Source organism: Micromonospora sp. LOL_023, from assembly GCF_048060115.1.
Classification (GTDB): Bacteria; Actinomycetota; Actinomycetes; order Mycobacteriales; family Micromonosporaceae; genus Micromonospora_E.
This window is the reverse complement of record NZ_JBHMIM010000077.1, coordinates 1-24815: the sequence shown is the minus strand read 5'-3', so window position 1 is coordinate 24815 and position 24815 is coordinate 1. Positions and strand designations below refer to the sequence as shown.

The 24815-nt window shown below is 69.9% G+C and carries 27 protein-coding genes and 1 pseudogene; 9 read left to right on the top strand and 19 right to left on the bottom strand.

Going from position 1 to position 24815, the window contains the following annotated elements; translation table 11 throughout:
- Positions 1-214: 214 nt before the first annotated feature.
- Both ACFHVL_RS28090 and ACFHVL_RS28085 read right to left on the bottom strand, forming a co-directional pair.
- On the bottom strand, positions 215-3637 hold the full coding sequence (locus tag ACFHVL_RS28090) for a hypothetical protein (protein WP_416631489.1): 3423 nt from the start codon (positions 3635-3637) through the stop codon (positions 215-217).
- Between the two features lie 129 nt (positions 3638-3766).
- Positions 3767-4666, bottom strand: coding sequence for a hypothetical protein (locus ACFHVL_RS28085; RefSeq protein ID WP_416631488.1), 900 nt, complete (start codon positions 4664-4666; stop codon positions 3767-3769).
- A 173-nt stretch (positions 4667-4839) separates the two neighbouring features.
- Between ACFHVL_RS28085 and ACFHVL_RS28080 the strand changes: the two genes are divergently transcribed.
- The gene (locus ACFHVL_RS28080) at positions 4840-6057 is read left to right on the top strand and encodes an SAVED domain-containing protein (protein ID WP_416631487.1); all 1218 of its coding nucleotides are present in this window, start codon (positions 4840-4842) and stop codon (positions 6055-6057) included.
- Positions 6058-6506: 449 nt separating this feature from the next.
- Here the strand turns inward: ACFHVL_RS28080 and ACFHVL_RS28075 are convergent, their stop codons facing one another.
- The 4 genes and pseudogenes from ACFHVL_RS28075 to ACFHVL_RS28060 form a co-directional block, all read right to left on the bottom strand.
- Complete coding sequence (locus tag ACFHVL_RS28075) at positions 6507-6659, bottom strand: hypothetical protein (RefSeq protein ID WP_416631486.1); 153 nt, start codon at positions 6657-6659, stop codon at positions 6507-6509.
- Between the two features lie 126 nt (positions 6660-6785).
- A pseudogene (locus ACFHVL_RS28070) lies at positions 6786-7271 on the bottom strand (ABC transporter ATP-binding protein); the annotation flags it as partial.
- A gap of 29 nt (positions 7272-7300) precedes the next feature.
- Positions 7301-8146, bottom strand: a complete 846-nt coding sequence (locus ACFHVL_RS28065) for a DUF4097 family beta strand repeat-containing protein (RefSeq protein WP_416631485.1) — start codon at positions 8144-8146, stop codon at positions 7301-7303.
- 86 nt (positions 8147-8232) lie between these two features.
- Positions 8233-8766: a ribbon-helix-helix protein, CopG family gene (locus tag ACFHVL_RS28060; protein ID WP_416631484.1), complete on the bottom strand. Its 534-nt coding sequence runs from the start codon at positions 8764-8766 to the stop codon at positions 8233-8235.
- Positions 8767-8975: 209 nt separating this feature from the next.
- Here ACFHVL_RS28060 and ACFHVL_RS28055 point away from each other — a divergent pair, with 209 nt between their 5' ends.
- From ACFHVL_RS28055 to cas6, 4 genes are all read left to right on the top strand, one after another.
- Entirely contained in the window at positions 8976-11057 is a 2082-nt protein-coding gene (locus ACFHVL_RS28055) for a cellulase family glycosylhydrolase (RefSeq protein WP_416631482.1), read from the top strand.
- A 136-nt stretch (positions 11058-11193) separates the two neighbouring features.
- Complete coding sequence (locus ACFHVL_RS28050) at positions 11194-11568, top strand: ArsR/SmtB family transcription factor (RefSeq protein WP_416631481.1); 375 nt, start codon at positions 11194-11196, stop codon at positions 11566-11568.
- The gene (locus ACFHVL_RS28045) at positions 11565-12233 is read left to right on the top strand and encodes an SRPBCC family protein (protein ID WP_416631480.1); all 669 of its coding nucleotides are present in this window, start codon (positions 11565-11567) and stop codon (positions 12231-12233) included. The genes ACFHVL_RS28050 and ACFHVL_RS28045 overlap by 4 nt, the downstream gene beginning before the upstream one ends.
- A 136-nt stretch (positions 12234-12369) precedes the next feature.
- Positions 12370-13197, top strand: coding sequence for a CRISPR system precrRNA processing endoribonuclease RAMP protein Cas6 (cas6, locus tag ACFHVL_RS28040; RefSeq protein WP_416631478.1), 828 nt, complete (start codon positions 12370-12372; stop codon positions 13195-13197).
- A gap of 137 nt (positions 13198-13334) precedes the next feature.
- Here cas6 and ACFHVL_RS28035 read toward each other — a convergent pair whose 3' ends face one another.
- The 7 genes from ACFHVL_RS28035 to ACFHVL_RS28005 form a co-directional block, all read right to left on the bottom strand.
- Positions 13335-14012: a C39 family peptidase gene (locus tag ACFHVL_RS28035; protein WP_416631477.1), complete on the bottom strand. Its 678-nt coding sequence runs from the start codon at positions 14010-14012 to the stop codon at positions 13335-13337.
- 344 nt (positions 14013-14356) lie between these two features.
- The gene (locus tag ACFHVL_RS28030) at positions 14357-15526 is read right to left on the bottom strand and encodes an acyltransferase family protein (RefSeq protein ID WP_416631476.1); all 1170 of its coding nucleotides are present in this window, start codon (positions 15524-15526) and stop codon (positions 14357-14359) included.
- Between the two features lie 146 nt (positions 15527-15672).
- Complete coding sequence (locus ACFHVL_RS28025; RefSeq protein WP_416631475.1) at positions 15673-16458, bottom strand: hypothetical protein; 786 nt, start codon at positions 16456-16458, stop codon at positions 15673-15675.
- Positions 16448-16978: a sigma-70 family RNA polymerase sigma factor gene (locus ACFHVL_RS28020; protein ID WP_416631474.1), complete on the bottom strand. Its 531-nt coding sequence runs from the start codon at positions 16976-16978 to the stop codon at positions 16448-16450. Before ACFHVL_RS28020 ends, ACFHVL_RS28025 begins: the two co-directional genes overlap by 11 nt.
- Positions 16979-17017: 39 nt before the next feature.
- The gene (locus tag ACFHVL_RS28015; protein WP_416631473.1) at positions 17018-17671 is read right to left on the bottom strand and encodes a hypothetical protein; all 654 of its coding nucleotides are present in this window, start codon (positions 17669-17671) and stop codon (positions 17018-17020) included.
- A 126-nt stretch (positions 17672-17797) separates the two neighbouring features.
- Positions 17798-18475: an endonuclease V gene (locus tag ACFHVL_RS28010; protein WP_416631472.1), complete on the bottom strand. Its 678-nt coding sequence runs from the start codon at positions 18473-18475 to the stop codon at positions 17798-17800.
- Positions 18472-19065: a GNAT family N-acetyltransferase gene (locus ACFHVL_RS28005; protein ID WP_416631470.1), complete on the bottom strand. Its 594-nt coding sequence runs from the start codon at positions 19063-19065 to the stop codon at positions 18472-18474. The genes ACFHVL_RS28010 and ACFHVL_RS28005 overlap by 4 nt, the downstream gene beginning before the upstream one ends.
- Before the next feature lie 18 nt (positions 19066-19083).
- Between ACFHVL_RS28005 and ACFHVL_RS28000 the strand changes: the two genes are divergently transcribed.
- Positions 19084-19548, top strand: a complete 465-nt coding sequence (locus ACFHVL_RS28000) for a GNAT family N-acetyltransferase (RefSeq protein ID WP_416631469.1) — start codon at positions 19084-19086, stop codon at positions 19546-19548.
- 126 nt (positions 19549-19674) lie between these two features.
- On the opposite strand, the gene ACFHVL_RS27995 is transcribed toward ACFHVL_RS28000, so the two are convergent.
- The 4 genes from ACFHVL_RS27995 to ACFHVL_RS27980 all read right to left on the bottom strand — a co-directional run bounded on the left by ACFHVL_RS27995 (position 19675) and on the right by ACFHVL_RS27980 (position 21333).
- Positions 19675-19806 (bottom strand): hypothetical protein, encoded by a 132-nt coding sequence (locus ACFHVL_RS27995; protein ID WP_255500391.1) that lies wholly within the window; start codon positions 19804-19806, stop codon positions 19675-19677.
- 62 nt (positions 19807-19868) lie between these two features.
- Entirely contained in the window at positions 19869-20228 is a 360-nt protein-coding gene (locus ACFHVL_RS27990) for a hypothetical protein (protein ID WP_416631468.1), read from the bottom strand.
- Positions 20229-20242: 14 nt separating this feature from the next.
- Positions 20243-20881 carry a GOLPH3/VPS74 family protein gene (locus ACFHVL_RS27985; RefSeq protein WP_416631467.1) on the bottom strand — a complete coding sequence of 213 codons (639 nt, stop codon included), beginning with the start codon at positions 20879-20881 and terminating at the stop codon, positions 20243-20245.
- 89 nt (positions 20882-20970) lie between these two features.
- Positions 20971-21333: a zinc ribbon domain-containing protein gene (locus tag ACFHVL_RS27980; RefSeq protein WP_416631466.1), complete on the bottom strand. Its 363-nt coding sequence runs from the start codon at positions 21331-21333 to the stop codon at positions 20971-20973.
- 239 nt (positions 21334-21572) lie between these two features.
- Between ACFHVL_RS27980 and ACFHVL_RS27975 the strand changes: the two genes are divergently transcribed.
- The 3 genes from ACFHVL_RS27975 to ACFHVL_RS27965 all read left to right on the top strand — a co-directional run bounded on the left by ACFHVL_RS27975 (position 21573) and on the right by ACFHVL_RS27965 (position 23357).
- Complete coding sequence (locus ACFHVL_RS27975) at positions 21573-22466, top strand: helix-turn-helix domain-containing protein (protein ID WP_416631465.1); 894 nt, start codon at positions 21573-21575, stop codon at positions 22464-22466.
- Positions 22467-22483: 17 nt separating this feature from the next.
- Entirely contained in the window at positions 22484-22693 is a 210-nt protein-coding gene (locus ACFHVL_RS27970) for a DUF397 domain-containing protein (protein WP_123604840.1), read from the top strand.
- Positions 22694-22784: 91 nt separating this feature from the next.
- On the top strand, positions 22785-23357 hold the full coding sequence (locus tag ACFHVL_RS27965; RefSeq protein WP_416631464.1) for a GNAT family N-acetyltransferase: 573 nt from the start codon (positions 22785-22787) through the stop codon (positions 23355-23357).
- Here the strand turns inward: ACFHVL_RS27965 and ACFHVL_RS27960 are convergent.
- Together ACFHVL_RS27960 and ACFHVL_RS27955 are read right to left on the bottom strand one after the other, a co-directional pair.
- Positions 23345-24058, bottom strand: a complete 714-nt coding sequence (locus tag ACFHVL_RS27960) for a hypothetical protein (RefSeq protein WP_416631463.1) — start codon at positions 24056-24058, stop codon at positions 23345-23347. The genes ACFHVL_RS27965 and ACFHVL_RS27960 overlap by 13 nt on opposite strands.
- Before the next feature lie 229 nt (positions 24059-24287).
- A partial coding sequence (locus ACFHVL_RS27955) for a hypothetical protein (protein ID WP_416631462.1) occupies positions 24288-24815 on the bottom strand: 528 nt, incomplete at its 5' end.

Sequence of the window (24815 nt, the reverse complement as noted above, 5' to 3'; positions counted from 1 at the left end):
GGGCGTTCGCCTACTCGGTCCAACACCAGGATCCAACGCCGCCCGACCGGCCGATGTTCCCCGCACCCGGCACCTCAACCATCCGCCGCCTCCCGAACACCCGACCAGCGCCGACCCCGACCTGCCGATTTGCCGATTTGCCGATCATGCTGCGGCAACCGGGCAAGGTCAACGCCGGTCCGGACCAACCCGGCGGACCGGTCAGTCCGCCAGGCTAAGTCAGCCGACCGCCCATCGCGATGTCCAGGGCCGCCGACCGGACATCGGGCACCGGATGGCACCTCAGTCGGTGCAGCAGCGACCGCCACGGCGGCGACCAGCCGTACCGGTCACCAGCCCGGACCAGCGCCACCGCGAACAGCCCGGCGGCCAGGTCACCCCGCTCGGCGATCGCCCCGACGGCGGCCGTCAGCACCGCCGGGTCCCAGCCGCCCTCGACTCGGCGTACCTGGTCGGTCAGCGTCTCGGCGAGCCGGCCGGCCAGCACCGGACGGTCGGCGACCAGGTCGGCGAGCGCGGCCAGTTCGGCCACGACCGGGGGCGCGGTGGGTGCGGCCAGCGGCACCAGGTGGGCGAGCAGCCGGGCCGCCTGCGGGGTCAGGTCGGCAAACCCGACCAGGGTACGCGCGGCGGCCCGCACCGCCGCCCGGTCGGTCTCCGGGTCGGCGTCGTGGCACCAGCGCACCGCCGCGTCAACGAGCCGGTCGAGGCGGCGCCGGGCCGGCCGGTCCCCCGCCGGGTCACCTGGCCGGTCGTCGGACCGGTCCAGCCGGGCCAGCGCGTCCACCGCGACCACCAGCGGCGACCGGTCGACGGCCGGCGGCGGCCCGTCAGCTGTCGCTGCCGCCGGTTCGTCGAGCAGCCGGGTCACCACCCGCATCGCCGACGCCCACCGGTACGGGTCGTCAAGGTCGGTCAGTGCGGCGACGGTCAACCCGGTCAACTCGGGTGCCCAGCGGGCCCAGGCCGGCAACGCCGCCCAGGCCAGCCGGGCCGCTTCCGGATCCGGGTTGCCGGTCGCGGCCACGACCAGGGCGGCGTACCGGGGACGGTCCGGCTCGGCGATGGTCGACGGCGGGGCGTCCAGCAGCGCCGTCACCTCGGCCCGCGACGGTGTCGGCGAGTCGGCCACGTCAGCGGTGCCGGCCGCACCGGTCAGGATCGCCCAGCTGGCCGGCACGTCGGGTCGCTGCCGGGCGGCGGCGACGGCGGCGGCCCGCACGTCGGGGTGCTGGTCCACCCGCCGGTACGCGGCGGTGACCACGTCGAACGCCTCCGGTGGGCCGAACCGGGCGAGCAGTCGCAGCGCCTGCTTGCGGCTGGTCACCTTGCCGCTGCCGAGGGCGACGTCGGTCAGCGTGGCGACCAGCGTCGAGGGCGCGACGAGCCGCGCGGTACGGCTGGCCGCGTAGACGGCGACCCGGGCCCGGTCGTCGTCGACGTGCCGCAGCAGCACCGGCAGCGCCTCGTCCGGGCGGTCGGTCCAGGCCAGCGCGGCCAGTGCCGCCTCGGCGAGGGTGACGTCCGCCGCGTCGAGGTACCGGGTGACGACCGCCCAGCCGGCACCGGGCACCGGGGCGGCGGCGCTGATCGCCCGTACCCGATGGTGTTTGGCCATGCGCCGGTCGGCGACGATCGACGCCAGCAGGTCGGCGTACGCCCGTTGGTGGCGCGGCAGCCACCGGTCGACCCGGTGCGCCGGGCCGGGCACCCAGCCGGCACCGGCGGAGAGGAACTTGCCGGCCCGCTTGCGGGCCGGAGTGGTGAACACCTCGTCGAGCAGGTCGGTACGGCGGGCACAGATCGTCTGCCACACCTCGGCGATTTCCACCGTGGACGCATCGACGGCGAGCACCTCGCCGACCCGGTCGGCCCGGGTCGCCGGGTCGGCCAGCCACAACGTCACCGCCCGGCGGAACACCGACGACACCACGCCGGGGCGGATCGCCTGGCGCAGCAGCCGCTGCAGGTGCGGCAGCCGCCAGGCCCGCCGGCCCAGCGACCAGGCGACGACGAACAGCGGCTCGAACCGGTCCCGGGCCGCCGCGCCCTCGATCCACGGTGCGATCCGGGTGAACAGGTCGTGCTCCTGGCCCCGGCGCAGCACCTGGTCGAGCCGGCCGAGGAACGTCACCTGCCGGCCGTCGTACAGGCTGTCGAAGGTCTGCAGCGCCCAGCCGACCAGCGCCGGGTCGGCCACGTGCCGGCGCAGCACCTGCCCGGCCAGCCCGCCGATCGCGGTCAGACTGGCCGACGAGGTGTCCCGGGCGGCCACCGCCTGAGTGACGACGTCGGTCAGCGCCGGCACCGTCGCCGGCGTGAGCAGGCCGACGACCTGCGACAGCGCGGTGAACGCGCGGGCCCGTACCGGGTCCTGGTCGTTGCGCAGCCGGCGCAGCTGCTCGACGGCGGCGACGACGGCCGCCGGATCACCGCTGCGCCCGGCGGCGGCCAGCAGCAGCGCGTAGCCGGTGCCCCGGGCGGTCGCATCCGGCCGCCGAGCCGCCGCGACCAGCGCCGACTCCGCCTCGGCCCAGGGCAGGAACGCGGTGTACGTCAGCGTCGACTCCTCGCTGGCCCGGACCCGGTCGAGGCCGAGCACCCGGCGGGCCTCCCGGTGCTGCCAGCGGTGCGGCAGCACGGTCAGCAGTTGCTCCGACAGCAGCAGGTCGGCGGTGTCCACATCGGCCGTCACCGCGTCGTACAGCTCGCCGCGGCGAGCCGGTGCCAGCGCGGCGAGCAGCCGGGCGAAGGCGTGGTCGGTGCCGCGCAGCCGTACCCCGAGCGGCGTCAGGTCGGCCAGGTCGGCGTCGCGCAGCCGGTCCAGCAGCCCGGACGGCAGCTGCTGGCGGCGCAGCCAGCCGGCCCGCGCCGGGGCGGTGAGCAGCCGTAGGGTCCGCGTCGGACCGGCACCGGCCAGCACACCGTACGCGGTCGTCGCGCCGGGCAGGCTGGTGGTCGGGGCGTACCGCTCCAGCAGGTCGAACACCCGCGTCGGATGCCGCTGCGCGGTGTGCAGCACCGCACGGCCCCACTCGGACCACCAGTCCTCGCGGGCGACGCCGGACCGGCCAGCGAGCTGCGTGTCGGCGAAATCGAGCAGCACTGTGGGGTGCCGACGTGCGAACGCGGTGCCGCCGGCGACGGCGTACGACAGCTGCGGCAGCAGCCGGGCGACGGTGTCCGGGCCGCAGGCGGGCAGCAGGACCGCCGCTTCGCCGTCACCGAACCGGGCGCGGACCGGGTCGATCAGCGCGTCGGCCAGGTCGGCGCGGCGGGCGGCCCGCAACGTCCGGTACGCGGTGCGCCGCAGGTCGGCTGGGGCGTCGTGCAGCAGCGCCGCCACCTCGTCGGCGTCCGCCCAGCCGCAGCGCAGGTACGCGGTGACCGCGACCGCCCGCAACCGCCGGTCCGGGTCGGCGAACCCGGCGCACACCGTCGCCTGGTCGCCGACGATCACCGCCATGGTGAGGCCGAGGAACCGCTGGTGGGAGTCGCCGGCCGCCAGCTCGGCCAGTACGGCGGGCAGGTGCCCGGCGGCGGCCAGTGTGCGGGCGTGCCCGGCCAGGGCGGACATCCGGGCCTGGTGGGTCAGCGGGTCGAGGGCGGCGAGCAGTTCGGCGGTGTAGTGCGGCACCGGATGATCGTCTCAACCGCCGGCAACCGGATATCCGCTCTCGCCCACTGCCGCAGCCGTGATCCACTGCGGTTGTTCGGACAGTGGCGCGGTGTGTCGCGTCGATGAGCCGAAGTGGATCATGGTCGGCTATCCAGCCGGCTCGGCGACGGCCGCGCCGAGGACATGGATCCGCTGCCGGATCTCGGCAAGCGGCGCGGACAGGTCGACCGGGTGCACCTCGACCCGGATCCCGGCACCGGTCACCTGGTAGCTGCCGGACGTCGGACCACCGGCGGCGTACACCAGGTGGCCCCGGGTCAGCCCGTACGTCGTGCAGTACGCCAGCATCTGGTAGACGTCACTGTTCGGCGGGCGACCCGGCCCGGCCGCCTCGGTGAGCAGGTCCAGCGGGGAGCCGTCGGCGGCGCGTAGTTCGTGGTAGCGCTGGGCGACGTAGGCGCGGACGGCGAAGCCGCTACTGTCGTCGCCGCGCATCAACGCGGCGGCCATCACGGCCCGCATCCGGTCGGCGTTCGGCGCGACGTACGCCCGCCCGAAGTGATCAGCCTCCGCGTCCACGACCCGCCGCTGCTCAGCCGTCAGACTGAGCTGGCCCGCGTCGACGAGAGCCCGCAGCAGATCGTGGTAACGCCACCGACGCAGCAACGGCACCACCGGGTCGATCGGCAACCCGGCCGTCGGGTCGTAGACGGCGTGCCCGGGCGCCACGGTCGGCTCGATCCGGATCAACGACCACCGCAGCCCGGACGTGATCACCGCGTCGAGCGCGCCGAGGACGGTCTGGGTGGAGCCGCTGCCCCAGACAACGCACGCCCGATCGGTACCCGGGTCGGCGTGCAGGGCGGCGAGTGCGGCGGCCAGCGGCGCGGTGTCGCCGGCGGTCCGCGCCGGGGTGCGTAGCCGCAGGATCCGCCGGGTCTGGTCATTGTGGTCGGGTCGCTCGTCGAGCAGCCGCAGCAGGTCGGTGGCGCTGGCGCTGTCGGGTGGGGGCACGCCGAGGTCGGCGTGCCCGACGGCGTGCAGCATAAGGAAACGCGAGGGGACACGGCCCGTCCAATCCAGGGTGGTCGTGGGGATGGCGCCGAGCCGTTCAACGCTACTCAGTGGATCTGTCACGAAACCGGCGTGTCGGGTATCCGATGCAGCCTTGCTCCGGCGACGACTTCCACAGTGGCGCGGTCCGCGTCGAGGATGGCGTCGTGACGGACGAGCGGTGGGACGGGCCACGGTTGACGGTGTTCGGCTCGGCCACCGGTGGCAGCCGGGCGGGTCGGGCCGGCGGCGGGTCGGGCGGTGACCGGGGCGGCTGGGCGGGCGGGCTGCGGGCGGCGTTGTCGGACGGCACAGCGGCGGTGGCGGTCGGCGGCGCGCTGGCCGGTGGGTTCGGTGTCGAGGCGGCCAAGTCGGTGATGGTCGGTGAGGCGGCCGGCCGGTGGTGGTTCGTGGTGGGTTGCCTGGCCGGGGTGGCGCTGCTGGTGGCCGGGTTCGGGCTGCGGGAGCGGACGCACCGGCAGGTGCAGGTGGGGATCGTGGTGACCGCGCGCGACGTCGGGCGCGGGCTGGCCAGGGCCCGGCAGTACGAGCAGCAGGCCGAGGAGTTCAGCCGGTCGACGTGTGCGGTGACGGTGGCGACGGCGGTCACCTTGTCCGGCGATCCGGTGGTGGACAAGTCTCGGGTCGAGGAGTTGGCGGATGAGACGTTCAACGCGTTGATGCTGGCGCAGCGGCTGACGCCGGAGGCGACCCGGGTCAATCTGATCCCGACGATGCCGCTGCATCTGGCGTTCTGGTTCGGGGCCCGGCTGGGTCACACCCATTCGCGCGAGGTGCGGGTCCACGCCGTCCGCCAGGCCGACGGGTCTCCCCCGTATTTCGCGGCGACGGCGTTGCGGGCCACCGAGTCGGCGGCGGCACCGCTGTCGGCGAGCTTGGAGACCGTCGAGGGCGGGGATCCGTCGAGGGCGGCGCTCGCGTTGGATCTGCAAGGCTTCGGGCGCCAGTTCGCCGATCCGGTACGGGAGACCTGCCGGCTGCACGGCATCGGTCACCTGCTGGTGCTGCGCAGCGCGGGTTCGTTGCTGACCGAGGACGCGGCCACCTATACGGGGGTGGTGGAGCAAGCCCGCCGGGAGTGGCTGGCCGCCGCGTTGCCGAGTGCCGCCCGCACCGGCCGGTACGCGGTGTTCCTCAGCGGCTCGGTGGCGATCTCGCTGGCGTTGGGTGCCCGCCTGGCGGCACCTGATCCGGGGCGGTGGACGGTCTTTTCGTTCGACCGGGACACCCACTCGTACCAACCGTTTCCCTTGCCGGGGCCGACCCGGAAACCCCGGGGAAGGTTGGCAGAAAGATCCCAAAGCACACCGGAGCTGCGAAGGCTTGCCCCACGGAGATCATCTGAGACTCCCCCAAGATCATAATGATCATGAGGTGGCCCCCGAGGCACCATGTTTGCCCAGCCCAGACCGCCCGACACTTCGGACACGGTCCCCGGGCACACGAAAACCGCGCCGGGTTGAAACCTACTCTCCGCGACAACAACTCCCGTTTCGACCGAAAGCACCCGAGCAAACAAGACCGAGATAGCTAGCGGCAACACATCACCGCCCCGTCGACGCCTCAGCTGGCTTGGAATGTTCGCGAGATGACGTTGACGCACGCTAAAACGCGAGAATTACGTGCGTCAGCGTCACCTCACGAGTGCGGCCAGGGCCGCTCCGGCGTTCACCCGCCGACCCACCCGGTCGACAGCCTCTCGCGGCTTCACTTCAGAAGCTTGACCCGGAACGAGACACGCAGCTGTCGTCGCCCGACCGCGTGGACCTGAGCCAGCCTGTGGCTGGAAAGCTGATCATGCTCCCGATTCTCCTCACCGACCCGCCCCCGCCACACCCCGGAGCAGCATCACGCTCTCCTCAGCCGACAACGCCGACTCCCACACCCGACCGATCAGGTCCGCATAGGGCGCCACCTCATCCGGCTCGGTATAGACACCCCGGCACCGCAAACGACTGGTACTCACGGATGCTCACCGCACCACGCCTCAGGTTCGCGTAGACCGCCTGACGCCGACCCCTCCCCGACCCGTAGGACTCCCACCAACCACGCTCGGCGGCGTCGTTCGCCATCCGCACCAGCTCGTGCCACCGGTGGTCAGGAAGATGGTGACGCCGTCGGCGACCAGGTCGAGCCGTCGCCGCATGCCGCCGGAGTAGGTCGACACCGGTTTGCCGGCCGCCTCGGTCAGGTCGAACTGGTCGAGCAGTCCGGCGACGCGCCGCCGCCGGTCGGCCCGGCCGAGGTGATGCAGGTCGGCCATCAGCCGCAGGTTCTCCGCGCCGGTGAGCAGGTTGTCCACCGCCGAGAACTGGCCGGTGACGCCGATCGTGGCGCGTACCGCGTCGGGGTCGCGGGTGAGGTCGTGCCCGGCGACCCGGACGTCCCCGGCGTCCGGGCTGATCAGCGTGGACAGGATCTTGACCGTGGTGGTCTTCCCGGCGCCGTTCGCGCCGAGCAGCGAGAAGACCGTTCCGGATGGTACGTGCAGGTCGATGCCGTCGAGCACGACGTGATCGCCGTACGCCTTGCGGAGCCCGGTGGCGGCGATCGCCGGCCGGGGCTGCGTGGAGGCCATGGTCTCCCTCTCTTCGAGCAAGGAGTGGGTCAGGATCGGCGGATGGTGATGTCGCCGTAGGAGACGCGGCCGCGTACCTCGACGGTCTCGTCGGCCTCGTCGGGCCGGGTGGCGGTCTCCAGCAGGTTGTGGACCTTTCCGAAGTCGGTCTTCACTTCCAGCCAGGCGGCGGTGCCCTGGGCGATGCCGACGTCCAGGTTGCCCATGGCGGTGCCGAGCACGACCGAGCCGCGCGCCACCTCGCCGAGGCGGATGCTGCCGTTGGACGTCTTCGCGTCGACACCGGCGCCGGCCCGTTCGACGCGGATGTCACCGTTGGCCGTGCGCACCCGTACGTCGCCGGTGACCGCGTCGATCGTGGTTTCGCCGTTGGAGTTCTTGACCACGGCGGTGCCGTCGATCTCGCCGATCTGGATCTTGCCGGAACCGGTGGCGATCCGGGCGTCGCCGGTGACGCCGTCGACGGTGACGTGGCCGGCTGCGGTGTCCACCCGCAGCGGGCCGGTCAGCTCCAGCCAGGCGTTTCCGGCGGCGGTCTTGACCCGGCACTGCCCGAGCCGGCCGGTGCAGCGGACGTCGCCCAGCTGCAGTTCGGCGGAGACCTGGGAGCCGCTGGGCAGTTCGATGGACACCTCAACGGACCTGCTCCGGCGGGAGAAGTCGAAGGCAGGTGACTTCGGGCCGGTGATCCGCAGGGTGCCGTTGGCGTAGTCGACGCGTACCCGCTCGGCGGCGGCCACGTCGGAGTCGTCGGCTGCGTCGCTGGGGTGGACCTCGACGACGGTGTCGGTGCGCTCGCTCGCGGCGATCCGTACGTTGCCGCTGCCGAGTTCGAGGGTCACGGAGATCGGTTCGGGTGTGTCGAAAGTAGGCATGGTTGTCCCCGATCATGGGTTGATGGGCCGTCCCCGCAGGTCGGGGCCGTGAGGTGTGGAAGGTGGACGGTGGACCGGGAGGAGGGCTAGCGCACCCAGCCGGTGAAGGTCTGCGTGCTCCGTTTTCCGGTGCCGCGTTCGTCGCGACGCCGGTCCCGGCCACCCTGCTGCACGGTGGTGGCCGCAGCTCGGACCAGCCAGGCGTTGACCGAGCGGCCCTCCTTGGCCGCGGCCTCCTCGATGGCGGCCTTGAGCTGCTCGGGCAGGCGTACGTTGATCCGCGCGACCGGGCCGTCCTCGGCGGCCAGCAGGTCGCTGTCCGGTGCGTCGTCGGCTGTCGCCGCGGTGCCACCAGCGGTGGGTCCAGCTGGTTCGGTAGGTGGCGCGGTGACGACGAAGTGCGGGTCGCGGCCGCGTAGTCGCAGTTCCACCGAGCCGGGTGCCAGGTCGCGGGTGATGTCGTCGGCGGCGGCCGACAGCGCGTCCAGCAGGGTCATCCGGATCGCCGACTCGAGCGGCCCGGTCAGGCGCTCGACCAGTGCCCGCGCTTCGTCTCCGCCGGTTTCGGCGAGGGTGGCGAACTCCCGTCCGAGGTTGCTCACGTACGACGTCAAATCCATGGTGCCATCATGGCGCAACCCTGACGCGTACGCAAGCCAACATGGCAGCAAAGTGATGCCATGTTGGCACAACCCCGCCAACCACCTTCCATGACGACCTTGATCCGTCGTAACCTATCGATGGAAGCGCTCCCACGGCCGTCTCTGCGAACTCGGGAACCGCAGGACAGCAGGACAGACAGCACACCCACGACAGGAGAAACACCTACATGTCGTCGATACGGACACGGTGGGCCGCCACAGCGGCGGCCGGCCTGCTACTCGGGGCGGCCGCCGCCGTCCCGACCACCCCCGCCACGGCAGCCGCCGCCCCACCGGCTGCCTCCACCGGCACGTCAGCCACCGGCACGTCAGCCACCGGCACGTCAGCCACCGGCACGTCAGCCACCGGCACGTCAGTCACCGCATCAACCGCAGCCGCTCAGGCCGTACCGGAGAATGACTGGCTGCACACCGACGGGAACACGATCGTCGACGAGGCCGGCAACCAGGTGTGGCTCACCGGGGCCAACTGGTTCGGCTACAACGCCACCGAGCGGGTCTTCCACGGCCTGTGGTCGGGCAACATCGAGACGATCACCCGCTCGATGGCGCAGCGCGGCATCAACATCGTCCGGGTGCCGGTCTCGACCCAGCTGCTGCTGGAGTGGAAAGCCGGCCAGCCGGTAGCCCGACCCAACGTGAACACATTCGTCAACCCGGAGCTGAACGGGCTGAACAACCTGCAGATCTTCGACTACTGGCTCGGATTGTGCGAGAAGTACGGGCTGAAGGTCATGCTGGACGTGCACAGCGCCGAGGCCGACAACTCCGGGCACACGTACCCGATGTGGTTCAAGGGCACCATCACCCCGGAGCTGTTCTACCAGGGCTGGGAGTGGATCACCCAGCGCTACCGCGACAACGACACCATCGTCGCGATGGACATCGAGAACGAGCCGCACGGCACGCCGAACGACCCACAGCGAGCCAAGTGGGATGCGTCGACCGACCAGGACAATTTCAAGTACGCCTGCGAGACGGCCGGCCGGCGGATCCTGGCGATCAACCCGAACCTGCTGATCCTCTGTGAAGGTATCGAGGTCTACCCGCGTCCGCACGCGAACTGGGACTCGCCCAACCTCAACCCGGACCGCAGCCCGAACTACTTCTACAACTGGTGGGGCGGCAACCTGCGCGGCGTCGCCGAGCACCCGGTCAACCTGGGCTCCCATCAGGACCAGTTGGTCTACTCCCCGCACGACTACGGCCCGCTGGTGTACGAACAGCCGTGGTTCCAGGGTGACTTCGACAAGGATTCGCTGATCAACGACGTGTGGCGGCCGAACTGGCTCTACATCCACGAGGACGACACCGCGCCGCTGCTGATCGGCGAGTGGGGCGGGCGCTACGGGCAGGACGCCCGGCAGGACAAGTGGCTGCACGCGATCCGCGACATGATGGTCGACTACGGCATCCACCACACCTTCTGGTGCCTCAACCCCAACTCGGGCGACACCGGCGGCCTGCTGCTCGACGACTGGACCAGCTGGGACGAGGTCAAGTACAACGAGGTGCTCAAGCCGGCGCTGTGGCAGCACGACGGCAAGTTCGTCGGTCTGGACCACCAGGTCCGCCTGGGCGGAGTCGGCTCGACCACCGGCATGAACCTCGCCGAACGCTACGGCGACGGCGGCGGGGACGACGACGTGACTGCGCCGACCGCCCCCGGTCAGCCGGCGGCCAGCGACGTCACCGCCGACTCGGTGACGTTGACCTGGGCGGCGGCGACCGACAATGTGGGTGTCACCTCGTACCAGGTGCTGCGGTCGACCGGCGGCGCTCCGGCCACCGTGGTCGCCACGGTCTCCGGAACCACGTACACCATGTCCGGCCTGACTCCTGAGACCAGCTACACCTTCACGGTCCGGGCCCGCGACGCCGCCGGCAACGTCTCGCCGGCCTCACCGGCGCGCACGGTCACCACCGCATCCGACGGCGGTGGCCCCGACGACGGCTGCTCCGCGACGTACACGGTGACCAGCAGCTGGCAGGGCGGCTTCCAGGGCGGCATCGAGGTGCGCAACACCGGCACCTCGGCGATCTCCGGCTGGACGCTCACCTGGACCAACCCGAGCGGTACGTCGATCGGGTCGCTGTGGAACGGCCGGTTGACCACGTCCGGCGGAGTCAACACGGTACGCAACGAGCCGTACAACGGGGCTCTGGCACCGGACGCCGCTACCACGGTCGGGTTCGTCGGTTCCGGGCCCGGCACGACGCCCACCGACCTGACCTGCACAGCGTCCTGACGGACCTGACATGTTCCGCTGGGTGGGCCCGCTCGGGCCCACCCAGCGACCGTCGGGCGGTAGATCGGCGGCGCCGGCCAGAGCTACCCGAGATTCAGGCTTGACTTATATAAGCCACTCCTTTCATACTGCCGGGGTGCACGCGTTCGACGTACTCGGCGATCCCGTCCGACGGCGGATCCTGGAGCTGCTCGCCGACGGGGAACAACCCGCCGGCGCGGTGTCCGAGGTCATCCAGCGCGAGTTCGGGATCTCCCAGCCGGCGGTGTCGCAGCACCTACGGGTGCTTCGGGACAGCGGCTTCGCGACCATGCGGCCCACTGGGACCCGCCGGTTGTACGCGGTCAACGACGCCCCGCTACGGGAAATCGACGCGTGGCTCGATACGTTCCGCCGGTTCTGGACGCCGCCGCTGGCGGCCCTGGCCACCGAACTCGCCCGAGGACGCCGCGAACGCCGGCTGGCACAGACCGACGACACCGAAGACGACGATCGGAAAGCCGAACGATGATCGATATCAAACAGCAGATCAACGACGTACGACGCGCGGTCGGCAGCCGGGTGCTGGAAGCGGGCGAGGCCCGGGTGGTCACCGTCAGCCAGACCTACCGGGGTGACCTGGCCGACGTCTGGGACGCCTGCACCAACGCGGAACGGATCCCGCGATGGTTCCTGCCGATCTCCGGTGAGCTGCGACTCGGTGGTCACTACCAGCTCGAAGGCAACGCCAGCGGCACGGTCGAACGCTGCGACCCGCCGCACGGCTTCGCCGCCACCTGGGAGTTCGGCGGCCAGGTCAGTTGGATCGAGGTACACCTGACCGAGCAGCCGGCCGGCCAGGTGGAACTGACCCTGGAGCACGTCGCCCACATCGACGACGAGCTGTGGGCACAGTTCGGGCCGGGTGCGGCCGGCATGGGCTGGGACGGTGCTCTGCTGGGCCTGGCGATCCACCTGTCCGGCGCCCCGCCACTCACCCCGGCGGAGGCCGTCGCCTGGATGGGCTCCGACGAGGGCCGCCAGTTCAACACCCTCAGCAGCGAGCAGTGGTACGGGGCCAGCGTCGCTGCCGGCACCCCGGCCGCCGAGGCACGGGCCGCCGCAGACCGGTGCCTCGCCGCGTACACCGGCGTGGAACCACCGCCGGCGGACGGCCCTCGCCCCGACCCGGTGTGACCGACGGTCGCGAGGCAAGGAGCAGGGCCACGGCACCTGCGCCGGCGGGGGCCGTGGATCCCCGGCCCGCTGGCGGCGGTCTGATTGAGTGGGTGCACCCACCGACCACACCAGACCGAGAGGGTACGCCGGCCCGATGCCCACCCAGATCGTCGTCTCCCTGGTGCCGACCGCCGCCACGGCGGTCCCACCGCCGCACACCGGCCCGGCCGTCTACGCCGCGTTCCTCAAAGCGGTCCGTGCTGTCGACCCGGAGCTGTCCGCGATGTTGCACGACAGTGCCCGGTACAAGCCGTTCACCCTCAGCCCGGTCCTCGACGAGCAGGGCCGGACACTGTCGGAACCGGGGCAGCCGGCCCGGATCGTTGTCGGCCTGCTGATCGACGCGTACGCCGCCCCGGTGCTCGCCGCGCTGCACCACGCCGCCGGGCACCAGATCGCGCAGACCCGCTACCGCACCGTCGATGTCGCCGTGCGCGCCGTGTCGTACGGCGAGCTGGCCACCGGTGCCGACCCGACGGCCATCACCTGGGCGTACGACCTGGTGACGCCGGTCGGGTTCGCCACTGGGCGCGGCGACGGTGCCCGCCGCCAGCGCCCCTGGCCGGACGCGGAGCGGGTGTTCGGCAACCTGACCCGCCGCTGGGACGCATTCGCCGGTGAGGTGGCGCTGCCGTCGTCGGCGGGACCGGCGGTCGTCGAGCATCTGGAGGTCGTTGACGCCCAGCTGCGGATGGCAGTCCATCTTGTGGAGCCGGGGCAGCGCAACCCGGAGCACCGGTTCCGCCGGGGCACCGTCGGCTCGGTGACGTACCAGTTGGCGGAGGCGGCGGGGGTGCCCGGTGACGCGCGGCGGGCGGTGGACGCGCTGGCGGCGTTCGCCACCTACGCCGGTTTCGGTGACCGGACCGCGATGGGCATGGGCCACGTCCGACGCAGACACAATCCGCCACCGCAGCAGTGATCCACGTCGGTGCCGCGGACTGCCGACGGCGTCGTGTTGCCGAACCGCAGTGGGTCAAGGGTCGAAAACGGCGTTGGCCGGGGTCTCCCGCGTACGCGGGAGACCCCGGCCAACCTGGTCATGGCAAGGTTGAGATGTCAGTGCGAATAGCCGCGCGAGGCGATCCAGTGCGCCAGGGTCTCGGTGGTCACCCAGTAGTGTTCGGCACCCAGGAACGCCGGGTCGGCGATCTTGACTGCTTCGCCGCCCTCGCCGTAGCCGACGACAGTCACGTAGTGCCCGCCCGGGTACGAATGGGTCCGGCCGTCGACGTCGTTCGCCGTACCGATGACGTTGGTGACGACGGCCCGGCCGTCGTCCACGGCCGCGCGCACGTCGGCTCGCAGCTGGTCGATCTGTGCCTGGTCGGCCTTGGACCCTTCGATCACGGTCGTGCGGTACTCGGCGTCGCCGGAAATCTCTCTGAGCACCCGGGTGGTGTCCTCGGCCGAGTCGGTGCCGGCCTCGGTGGTGCCGAGCTTCTCCGCCACCTCGTCCTGCGACAGCTCGTAGCCCAGTGCAGTTAGTGCGATCCGGGTCGCGGCCGGACCGCAGTAGTAGTAGTTCGGCTGTGCCTGGTACCCGATGTCGAGCAGTTGCCCGGCAGCGGTGTCGTCCGACGGGTCGGACTCGGCGGCGGCGAGCGCCAGCGGAACACCTGCCGGTGCGGTCAGCGCGGCGTCACCTGGGCCAAGGTCCACACCGCCGGCAGCCATGCCACCGGCGACAAGCAGACCGGCGATGGACAAAGCGGGTTTACGGATGATCGCGGTCATGCAGGATTCTCCGTTCCGAGGGGTACGGGAATCCGGACGCCGCATTACGAACGGCGTCGGACCCCGTGAACGGGACAGATTTTTACTACGCGTATGACAGCTCGTCTCGGCCAACGAACCTCGACGGGCTGAGCGCCGTGATTTCGCACATGTCCGGTTACAACCGCCGGAGGCCGGCCAGCATTCCGGGTCGGCGGCGGCATCGCCGGGACAATATCGGGACGGTCAATTGCGGGGAAGACTACCTCTGCCCGCGCCGCGCCGACCACTTCCACACAGATGTGGCTCGCGTGAATCAGGTGACACGGAGAGCCACCTGCGCCGTATGTACATCCCGCAGACCGTCAACTCCGCAGCGCCGCCGCCGGCATCGGCGCGGCCGGCGTCATCCGGCCGGAATCGATGCCACGCAGTCGCATCGCGGGCTTCTCGACCAGATGCCACGACGGTACGGCGAACAGCAGCGTGCCCAGCACCGACAACGCCAGATATACCGGCATTCCGTACTCGGCCACCCCGACCAGGGCCAGCACCTGCTGGACCGGAAACGCGTAGATGTAGACACCGTACGAGTAGTCACGTTCCCGGCCGATACGCGACAGCCAGCCCGGCAGCGCCACCCCCAGGTAGATGAGCAGGTACGCGTACGCGGGCAGTCCCACGACGATGAACCCGCCCATCAGTAGGCTCGACACGAGCAGGGTCGCCGCCAGCACCGCCAGCCGGCCGTCCATCGGAATCCGGTGCATGTAGCGACGGGCTGCTGCGCCCAGGACGAACAGGAACGTCAGGTACAGCAGCCATTCGGAGGAGAACGATCCGATCAGCGGGAACGGCCCGACGGCCCCGACGGCAACCGGCCGCACCGCCCAACCCGGAGCGGTCACCAGGTCGCGAACGATCAGTAGGTAACCGATCAGGAGAATGACGAGCAGCGCGCGGGGCGCCCGGCGGACCACGGCGGTCGCGCTGAGGATGCCGATCAACACGTAGCACACCAGCTCGTAGCGCAGACTCCACAACGATCCGTCGAACGCGCTGGGCCCACCCATCAGCTGACCGAACGGTGTCGACGACAGCAGTCCCGCAATCGGATACTGCTCCATGGACGCGAACCAGTTGGTAGTCAGGTAGGCGAATGGGCCTTCGGGGTGGGTCCAGAATCCACGTAGGGTACGGTTCTCGTACAGCGCGACCAGGGGGGCGACGACGAACGCGGTCACCAGTAGGCACACCCACAGGCCAGGAAAGATCCGTAGCGCCCGGTGCCAGGAGAAGCGCACCACGGAGTGGGTGAGCGCGCTGCCCGTCACCAGGAACCCGGAGATCACGAAGAACCCCTGCACGGACAGCGAGCCGAGTTCGCTCTGTCCGGCGGAGGCGGCCCAGCCGAGGCTCGGCTGGGCGTAGCCCAACGGCCACGCGTGGGCGACGAGAACCCCGACGGCCAACAGCAACCGAATCAGCCCGAACGAGTTTCGGGCCGGATCGTATCGGTCGGCCAGGCGAGACACACCACGGCGTGTTGACACCTGCTCGCGCAACAACAACTTCCCCTCACCTTTGTGGCCGGCAACCGCCCTCCGAGGCAGAACTGTACTGTCCAGCACCGATCGGCATACCGCGATTCACACAAAAAGGAGGAACGTTCGCGACCCTGTCAGGTGGGCGCAGCGCCGTTGTCCACAAACCGAAAATATGTCGTCAACGGCACGCCGTCCGGTTCTTCGAGAATCAGCCCGTGCACGTTCGAGTACTGCAGATAGGCACCGGCGTTGCCGATCGCGTACTGCGACCCGCCGGCTGAGGTGTCGCCCACCAGGATGGTGAACTGCTGGCGTGGCTCGGTGGGCGAGCACACCGCTGCAACCACCGTCAGCGGATCACCGCCCGGTGACTGGGCCTGCCAGCAGGCGTCGGAGCCGTCGGAGTTGGCCTGCGCCGCCCGTACCCGGTAGGTGTCCGGCCCCTGCGGCTCGATCACGAACAGCCGGCGGCCTTCATCACCGTCGACCTCTCCGAGCGGTCCTTCGTCGAGCAGCGACACTCCCGACTCGAAGGCGTCAACCCGGACGATCGCGACTTGGCGGTCGCCCGCCAGCAGTGGATCGTCGCCGGGCAGCGCACCGGGCGGTGGCGCAACCGACGGACTGACGGTCGTAGCGCTGCTCGGTGCGGCCGTCGGGGTGCCGGTCAACGAGCTCGCAGTGGAACCTGCGGGGCCGACCGGCGGTGGCTGCACCGTCAGGCTGGCCTGACTCGCGACAACCCCCACCCCGATGGCACCGATCGCTATCACCCCCAACCCGGCGGCTATGACGTGCCGCCGGCGACGCAACGCGTCGCCTCGGCGGCGGATGTCGGCCACTGGCCCGAGCCGGCCGGGCTGTTCGGCGTAGTCGGCCATCTCCTGCAGCGCCTCGTTGAACTCGTGCTCAGACCGCATAGTTGTGCCCCCCGCCACCGGTGGTGGTCTGCTGCTCGCCGTCGCCCGGGTCGGACAGGTACCCGGCCAGGGCCTTGCGGCCGCGGGCGAGCCACGTCTTGATCGTGTTGATGCTGGTGCCGGTCTCGGCGGCGACCTCGGCCACGCTGAGCCCGACCAAGTGGTGCAGCACGATCGCCCGGCGCTGGTCGACGCCGATCCGGCGCAACGCGGCGACGATCGCGACGTGGTCGGCCGACACCTCGTCGACCTCGTGGCCGCTGGTGTCACGGCGGTGGGCGCGCAGCCGGTTCACCGCCTTACGCCAGGAACTCACCGCGATCCGGTACGCGACTGTGCGTACCCAGGCTTCGGGGCTGTCACAGTCGCGCACGGACCGCCACCGGTCCCACGCGCGGGCGTACGCCTCCGCGACCGCGTCCTCGGCGTCGGCCCGGTTGCCGAGCACCACGGACAGGTGTCCGAGCACCCGTTGGGCGGACCCGGCGTAGAAGGCGTCGAACTCGTCGGTATCACGCATCCGTCGTGCTCCACCCGTCACCTGATCGTTCTCCACCGGTCACCGGGTCGGTGCCGGCCCGTTGTCGTTGAACCGGAAACCGTCCGGGGTCGGCGAACCGTCGCCCTGCTCCTCCAGGATCAATCCGGAGCGGGCCGAGTGGCGCAGATACGCCGAACTGTTACTGATCATGAAGGTGTTCTCGAGGCCGGTATCGGCCGCGACGATCTCGAACCGCTGCCGGGGGTCACCGGCGTCGCAGGCCGCACCCTCGACCGACAACGATTCCCCGTTGCCCGGGTTGTGCACCCGCCAGCAGACCGGCTCGCCGGCACCGGCGGCACCGCCGACCCCCTGGTACGACTCGATCAGAAACAGCCGCCCGTCCAGCGGGACCGCGACGAGCAGCTGCCGGCCCTCGTCGCCGTCGACCTCAGCCAACCGCCCGTCGTCGGTGATCGACAGCCCGGACTCGAACGCCCCGGCCCGCACGATGGTCACCTGCCGGATGCCGGACAGCACCTGCGGCAGGCCACCCGTCGGTGCCGTCGGCTCCGGCGGCGGTGCCAGGCTGGTAGTCGGGGTTCCGGTCACCGTCGTCGGGTCCGGGTCGGACGTCGGCGCCCCGTCACCGGTCGGTGCGGTCGTGCCGCACGCCGCCACCGCGCCGGCCAGCACGGCGATTCCCAGACCCGTGATCCATCGGCTCGTCACCACGTCCTCACCCTCATCCGACTGTCGGTGACCCGGCGGCGACGGCTACCCGCCCGCCGCCGGGATCCCGGTCGATGTTCCCAGTTCGACCGACATACCCCAGACGTGCGGCGGAGGCGCGCGGTTTCAGCCGTGCCGGGAAACTTCCCGGCAGGCGCGGTCGGCCAGGCGGGTCGTCTCCGGCAGCCGGTAGTGCGGCGTCAGACGCAGGGTGATCTCGGTCGCCTGGGCGATGTCGATGAGATGCCCGGCCGACACGTACACCGGCTTGACGCCGGTGCGGGTGCGCAGCGCCCGGCCGACCACCTCACCGTCGTCGACCAGGTCGGCCCAGCCGCCGCGCTCGGGCGGCACCTCTCCGTGGGTGCTGACGAACGCCGTCTTGGCCACGCCGAACGCCGGGATGCCGGTGACCACGCCCAGGTGGCTGGCCAGCCCGCAGCGGCGCGGGTGCGCGACGCCGTACCCGTCGCAGACCAGCAGGTCCGGGCGGACGGTGAGCCGGTCGAGGACGGTGAGCAGGACCGGAACCTCGCGGAACGCGAGCAGGCCGGGAACGTACGGGAAGTCGCAGACGCCGGTCGCGGTCGCGCTGGCCACGACGGACAGGTTGTCCGCCAGGTCGAGCACGACGACGGCACCGGCGAGTCGGCCCGCCGCCGACGAGTCCGATTCGTACGCGACGTCGACACCGGCGACGAACCTCGGCGGATCGGCCATCGGCTGGTCGACCCGTACCCGGCGGGCCAGCTCGCGCTGGATCTCGACGGCCTCCCGCTCGGTACGCGGTGTCGCCGTGGTCATCGCGGCCCCGCCCCGTGCGTGGTCGGCGGAACCGGCAGCGGGTACGTCGGCGGGCGCGGCTGTTCGCCCAGGTCGATCCAGTACCGGCGGGTACGGCCGAGCTCGGTGTCGCGGACGTCCTCCAGCACCCCGCCGTTGCGTTCGATGACCCGCGCCGATGCCGGATTCGACTCGTCGCAGGTGACCATGACCCGGTCCAGGCCACGGGCGGCGGCCAACGGCAGCATCGCGCCGAGCGCCCAGGTCGCGATGCCACGGCCACGCACCGACGGCCGTACGCCGTAGCCGATGTGCCCGCCGGCGCGGCGCAGGAAGTCGTTGAGTCGGTGCCGCAGCGAGATCGCCCCGAGGTAGGCGTCCTGCTCGATGATCCACCGGTGGGTGGTGTGCACCCATCCTTCGTCGGCGGGCAACGACTCGTCACCCTGGCGGCGCAGCCGGTCGACCCAGGCAGCGAACCCGGCGGCGGTGTCGACGTCGTCGGCCGGCCGCAGCCCGCTGCCGTCCTGGTGGGTCCCGCGACCCCACTCGTCGCGGGCGTCGAGCCACGACGCGTACAGCTCGATGGTGGGTGCGATCAGCTCAGGCACGTCGGCAGACTACGCGGCATGGCAATCCGTATCCGTCCCGTCGATCGGCACGACACGGCCCGGCTCGTCGTCCTGCTGGATCAGCTCGGCTACCCCACCGATGACGCCGATGTCCACGAACGTCTGACCTACTGGCTGCACGACCAGGCCAGCGTGCTACTCGGCGCCGATGACGCCGGCGAGCTGATCGGAGTCGTCGCCCTGCATGTGTGTCCGATCTTGGAGAGGACCGGCAGGTTCGGCCGGGTCGTCGCCTTGGTCGTCGACGACCGATACCGGGGGCAGGGCGTCGGGCATTCGCTGCTGACCGAGGTCGAGCGTCGGGCCCGGGCCGCCGGTTGCATCATGATGGAGGTGACCAGCAGCGTTCGTCGGGACGCGGCGCACCGATTCTACGCGGGTCTTGGGTACGAGGACACGGTGGACAGGTCTCGACGATTCATCAAGCCCTTACCACCTGCCGGGGAGAGCCCGCGCAGGTAGCCCGTCCGGCGACCCGGAAACAGGTCCGGGCCGGAGGCGCCGAGCAGCAGGTACGCGGTCGTCGGCTCGCCCACCGCCTCTCCCCTGCCCTGTCGTTGTGCCACCTGACCAGCTTGACCGCAGGGCTCAGACCCTCGGCGGTGGCGGGGTGGTGGTCAGCTCGCCGCACTTGGGGCACCAGCGGCTCTTGACCCGGAACGAGAACAGCCCGGCCAGGTAGCCGAGCACCGCAGCGCTGGTCAACGCGCAGACATCCATAACCTGTTCCTTCTCTCCAGGGCGGGCAAGACATGACTTCGTCTCGGCGGCGACGGCTCAGGTCACCGGGCCGGGGGCGACGTCGGGCCGGCAGCCCGTCGCCGACGGTCGATCCAGGAGGCACGCAGCGACAGCCAGCTCGACGGGCCTCGGGCGTACACCTCGGTCAGCAGGGATGCGAAGACCTCGCGCCGCCGGTCGGCCGGCAGGCGCGGCCGGGCCAGCTGTGGTTGCCGGGCGGCGGCCCGGTCCCACATCAGGGTTTCGGCGTGCAGGGCGTCGATCTCGTTGCGGCACGCACCGGTGCACCGGTAGACGCGGGTGGCGGCACGGACGGCCGGGGTCATCGGGGTCCGGCAGTCCGCACAGTGGATCAGTGCGGCCAGTGGGTATCCGGCCGGGTCGGGGTAGTCGACCATCATCAGCCGCCGCCCGGTCAGCCACGGTGGGCGGCGAGGGTGCGGCCGAGTGCCGCGCGGGTCTGCCGGGCCAGGTCGACGACCGGCGGCCAGCCGTGGTCGACGAGGGTGCGCAGGTCGTCGTAGGCGTGCGGCGGCGCACCGTTGAGGATGTGCCGGTCGAGGCCGCAGGCCCAGGTCAACGCCGCCAGACCCTGATCGGTGACGTGGAGGCGGCGGCGGGCGCGCAGCGCAGTGGCCAACCGGACGGCGGGCCAGCCGGCGGTGTTCATGTCGGTGGGCACCCACCGTTCGCCGCGACCGACGAGGCGACGGCGGGTCACTTCCCGGCGTACGTGGCCGGCGCGGGCCAGTCGGGTGGCGACCTGCCGGACCGCGGTCTCGCTGAGCAGACCGACCCAGGTCTTCACCGGTTGCGGGGTCGACGCGGCGCTGATCTGGGCGAGGATGCCGTGCACCAGGTCGTCGGGCGGGGCGACGGTCGCGCCGACGACGACCAGGCCGCGGCGCAGGGCGATCCGCTGCGGGTAGAGCAGTTCGGCCAGCAGCGCGGCGGCCAGGCCGTGACTGAGCGCGCGGGGGTGCAGCAACGGTCGGCCGTGCAGCCGGTGGTGGGCCATCCGGAACAGGTCGTCGGCCAGCGGGTACGTGGACATTCGGCAGACTCCTCGGCAACGTGCGCAGACAAGGACGTGGAACGCCGCCCGCCGCCACGCCCACCTCGGCAGCGACGACGGGCGGCGGCTCAGGCGCGCCAGACGATCAGCAGGTCGTCGGCGTCGGCACCGACGTACACCTGATCGATGGCCTCGCCGATCACTTCGGCGTCGGTGCGCGGCGGCGACACAGCGGCCAGGTCGGGGCGGCGGCGGGCGATGGACAGGCCGACGAGCCGCTCGATCCGGCCCGCGTCGACCGGGCCCAGCCGGCAACCACACGGCCCCCGGTACGCCCGACCACCGTCAGCGGTCCGCAACGGCTGCAGCCGCCGCCCACACGCCGCGCACATCAGGACCCCACGTAACGGCCACCGGTCGGACGTATCGCCGCGCTCGGGTTCCCCGACCGGTGGGCCGTCTTCGGGCAGGTCAGAGCGCAGCGAAGGCATCGAAGGACTCCTACGGGTGCACGAGGTTGGCCGGCGACGGAACGGGTGCCACCGGCACAGAGGACTGAAGATCACAGATCGTCGCGATCCAGTAACTCGCTCGGATCGACAGTGGCACGCCAAATCTGGTCCGTCAATTCTTCCATGGAAGAATCTTGAGACCATCTCGATCAGTCGGCCTTAATGATCAAGATGGATCGCGCTAGCCTGGTTGCGCTAACAGGCATGGATGGTCCAAGATGGCGGAATCCACCTCACCCACTGTGGAGGCAGACGTGCCCAAGGTCGTCGGTCCAACCATCCCGCGCTGGCAGCTCGGCGAGGAGCTCACCCGTCTACGCCGCGCCGCCAACCTCACCGAGGCAGACGTCGCCGACAAACTCGGCTGCTCCGAGTCGAAGATCAAAAAGGTCGAGGCCGGCTACGTCGGCACCAACCGCGCCGAGCTGCTGGTCATGCTCGACATGTACGGCGTCACCGACGAGGCCGCCCGCAACGACATGATCGAGCTTCAGAAGCGAGGCAAGGAACGCGGCTGGTGGTCCAAGTTCGGCATGGTGCCCCAGCAGTTCGCGACCTTCCTCAGCCTGGAGTCCTCGGCCACCAACATCCGCGTCTTCGAACCGCTGATGGTCCACGGACTCCTGCAGACCGAGGACTACACCCGCGCGATCGTCTCGACGCACCTGCCGAACGCGCCCACCGAGGGAGTCGAACGGCAGGTGCAGATCCGCCGCGCCCGTCAGGAACGGCTCTTCGCGGACCCGCCGCAGACCTGGATCATCCTCGACGAGGCGGTCCTGCACCGCCGGGTTGGCGGCACCGACGTGATGCGCGCCCAGCTCACCCACATCCTCGACACCGTCAAGGCTGCTCCGTGGCTCACTCTCCAGGTCGTCCCGTACAGCCACGGCAGCTACCCCGGCGAGCTCGGCGCGTTCACGATCTTCGACTTCGAGGAGGACATCCACTCACCCGTCGTCTACGTCGAAGGCCAGGCCGGCGGCCTCTATCTCGAACGCGAGGCAGACCTGCGTCGGTGTAGCCTGGCGTACAACCACATCACCGCCGCCGCGCTCAGCCCACCCGAGAGCGCCAAGCTGATCACCGCCCTGACCCGCGCCACGGGTTGACCGACGAGGAGCAGCACGTGACCCCCGACCTCGACCTCAGCACTGCCGTCTGGCGCAAGAGCAGGAAGTCATCCGCGAACGGTGGCTGCGTCGAGGTCGCCAACCTGGGTCAGGCGTACGCGCTCCGCGACTCCAAGAACCCGGACGGTCCGGTCCTGATCTTCACCCCCGAGGAGTGGGACTGTTTCCTCGACGGCGCAGAAAAGGGCGAGTTCCGCCAGCTCTGACCGCGACCGGCGGACGAACTACCCGCAGTGGCAGACACCGTGCCGGCGAGAGCCGGCTGCACCACCCAGCCCGTGCGCGTCAGCGTCGCCGATGATCATCCGCCGCGCACAGCTCAGCGACGTCGACGTCATCATGAGCTGGCGACGCGAACGAGAGGCGTGGCTCGCAGCCCGGGCAGAAGACCAGTGGTCGATCCCACTGCCCCGGTCCGCCGTCGCCGCGACCGTGTCCGCCGGGCAAACCTGGATGGTCTTCGATGGTAAAACCCCGGCCGCAACCATCACCCTCACCGCCTACGTCGACGTCGACGGGCTCTGGAAACCGGACCGCGACCCCGAAGCCCTCTGGTACCCCGAGGACGACCCCGCAGACGCGCTCTACGCCGCGAAGATGATGCTCCCGCTTGAACGAGCCGGCGACGGCATCGGCACCGAGCTGCTCGATTGGGCCGCCGGCCGAGCATACGACGCCGGCCTCACCTGGCTACGCCTCGACGCATGGACCACAAACCAACGGTTACACGCCTACTACCGCGACCAAGGATTCCGACACATCCGCACCATCGCCACGCGCGTCAGCGGAGCCTGCTTCCAACGCCCCGCCCAACCCTACGAACCCGGCCGCCGACTCAAACTCGACACTGGCACAATCTATCGAGCTTGAGCAATTAGGATCGCAATTCTTTCACGAACATCTTCGCCCGTCGTCCAAAATTTCACGAACGAAGGAACTCCGCCGTTCAATAGATTCCATACATCTGCTGCGTAGACCATAGCCGAATCACCAGCGAGCCAGTAGGAATGAAGCCCGGAAGCCTCCGACACAAACTCCAGTCCCAGCCCTTCTTCGGCGCGGAGCACCTCTATAGCCATCAGCGCAGTTCCGCTATTCAAATAGAGTTGACCCTCGAGACCTAGCGCATCAGCAACCGAGAACATCGCATCACATTCGATCAGACAGTCAAGGCCGCCGAACTCCTTCACCCCAGAATAATCCAAACCAATCTCGACCGCTCCATCGATCTTGACGGAAGCACCAACCGGGCTTCCCGTTTCTACCGCGTACGATATCTCCAGTTCCTCATCCACGCCTTCAGGATCACAAGATGGGGCAAAAATGACCTCAGACTGGAAAAACCCACTCGCATAGGAGAGGCCGCCATACCGCGCCTGCAAGCGATCCAGCAGATCCACTATCGCGTCGTTCGAGTCACCATAGATCTTCACAATTTCTCGCCGAAGAGCATCTCCGGTCAAACCTCTTTCAAAGTCAACCCGTCGTGACAACGTCCGAAGAAAACGGACCGCGCGCCCAGAGAGCCCCGCAGGCGAGTCAACAATGTAAGCGCTTACCGTCGCGCTCATGGCGCACCTCTCGATCTGATGCCCGGCGCCGAAAGAAGGCGACTGCATGACTGGAAGGGCGCCAATAACCTGCCCCTACGCGATCCAGCACTACCCCATCGACGCCGTACCTCGGCGTTCCGGGTTCTGCGTCACCTGACCCGCACCCAACCCACACCAACCAAGAACCGTTACCATTGCTCACCCCAGAAAACCTGGGACCACTTAACACAGAACGACCAAGTTTGGATCAGTGGATCGCCGGGATCAGCACGACCGCCTCTTCCGTCAACTCGCTATATCGAACTTCAGGAAGAGGCACTTCACACTGAACACTATGAACAACTTTACGCAAAAATTTGAAAGCGCTTGTTATTGAATGGTCCGCCAGAATTTCCCGTTCCCAGACACCTTCCCCTCGGGAAATCAGAATATCCTCATCTCGGTACTGCAACGAGCTCACCAGAGGATCAAGTGAATACTGGATCCATATACCCTTGCATGAATCAACAACCGAGGAGGCAGCAAGGCCAGCGTCAATACATGTTAGTGCGGCTTGCGCATACGTGCTCCACGGAGAGTCAAGGTCATGTCCATGCGGTACTGATTCCATCAACCGCCCCCTCAATGCCGCATGATCTTGACCTGCCGATAAACCCAGAACGCATTTCTCCACCTTGGCGATCGCAGCTTGCGCCTCAGGGAAAACCCACGGCCCCGGCGTTGTTCCTCTATGCCTGATTTGATCACGGTTTGTTAGATGCGGTAGACGGCGAAG

Coding starts and splice junctions, on each gene's coding strand:
- cas6 (WP_416631478.1), top strand. CDS start 12,370: ATGCCCACCCAGATCGTCGTCTCCCTGGTGCCGACCGCCGCCACGGCG.
- ACFHVL_RS28065 (WP_416631485.1), bottom strand. CDS start 8,146: ATGCCTACTTTCGACACACCCGAACCGATCTCCGTGACCCTCGAACTC.
- ACFHVL_RS28085 (WP_416631488.1), bottom strand. CDS start 4,666: ATGCTGCACGCCGTCGGGCACGCCGACCTCGGCGTGCCCCCACCCGAC.
- ACFHVL_RS28035 (WP_416631477.1), bottom strand. CDS start 14,012: ATGACCGCGATCATCCGTAAACCCGCTTTGTCCATCGCCGGTCTGCTT.
- ACFHVL_RS28020 (WP_416631474.1), bottom strand. CDS start 16,978: ATGCGTGATACCGACGAGTTCGACGCCTTCTACGCCGGGTCCGCCCAA.
- ACFHVL_RS27995 (WP_255500391.1), bottom strand. CDS start 19,806: ATGGATGTCTGCGCGTTGACCAGCGCTGCGGTGCTCGGCTACCTGGCC.
- ACFHVL_RS27975 (WP_416631465.1), top strand. CDS start 21,573: ATGGCGGAATCCACCTCACCCACTGTGGAGGCAGACGTGCCCAAGGTC.
- ACFHVL_RS28055 (WP_416631482.1), top strand. CDS start 8,976: ATGTCGTCGATACGGACACGGTGGGCCGCCACAGCGGCGGCCGGCCTG.
- ACFHVL_RS27985 (WP_416631467.1), bottom strand. CDS start 20,881: ATGTCCACGTACCCGCTGGCCGACGACCTGTTCCGGATGGCCCACCAC.
- ACFHVL_RS28045 (WP_416631480.1), top strand. CDS start 11,565: ATGATCGATATCAAACAGCAGATCAACGACGTACGACGCGCGGTCGGC.
- ACFHVL_RS27980 (WP_416631466.1), bottom strand. CDS start 21,333: ATGCCTTCGCTGCGCTCTGACCTGCCCGAAGACGGCCCACCGGTCGGG.
- ACFHVL_RS27965 (WP_416631464.1), top strand. CDS start 22,785: ATGATCATCCGCCGCGCACAGCTCAGCGACGTCGACGTCATCATGAGC.
- ACFHVL_RS28000 (WP_416631469.1), top strand. CDS start 19,084: ATGGCAATCCGTATCCGTCCCGTCGATCGGCACGACACGGCCCGGCTC.
- ACFHVL_RS28010 (WP_416631472.1), bottom strand. CDS start 18,475: ATGACCACGGCGACACCGCGTACCGAGCGGGAGGCCGTCGAGATCCAG.
- ACFHVL_RS28025 (WP_416631475.1), bottom strand. CDS start 16,458: ATGCGGTCTGAGCACGAGTTCAACGAGGCGCTGCAGGAGATGGCCGAC.
- ACFHVL_RS28060 (WP_416631484.1), bottom strand. CDS start 8,766: ATGGATTTGACGTCGTACGTGAGCAACCTCGGACGGGAGTTCGCCACC.
- ACFHVL_RS27990 (WP_416631468.1), bottom strand. CDS start 20,228: ATGATGGTCGACTACCCCGACCCGGCCGGATACCCACTGGCCGCACTG.
- ACFHVL_RS27960 (WP_416631463.1), bottom strand. CDS start 24,058: ATGAGCGCGACGGTAAGCGCTTACATTGTTGACTCGCCTGCGGGGCTC.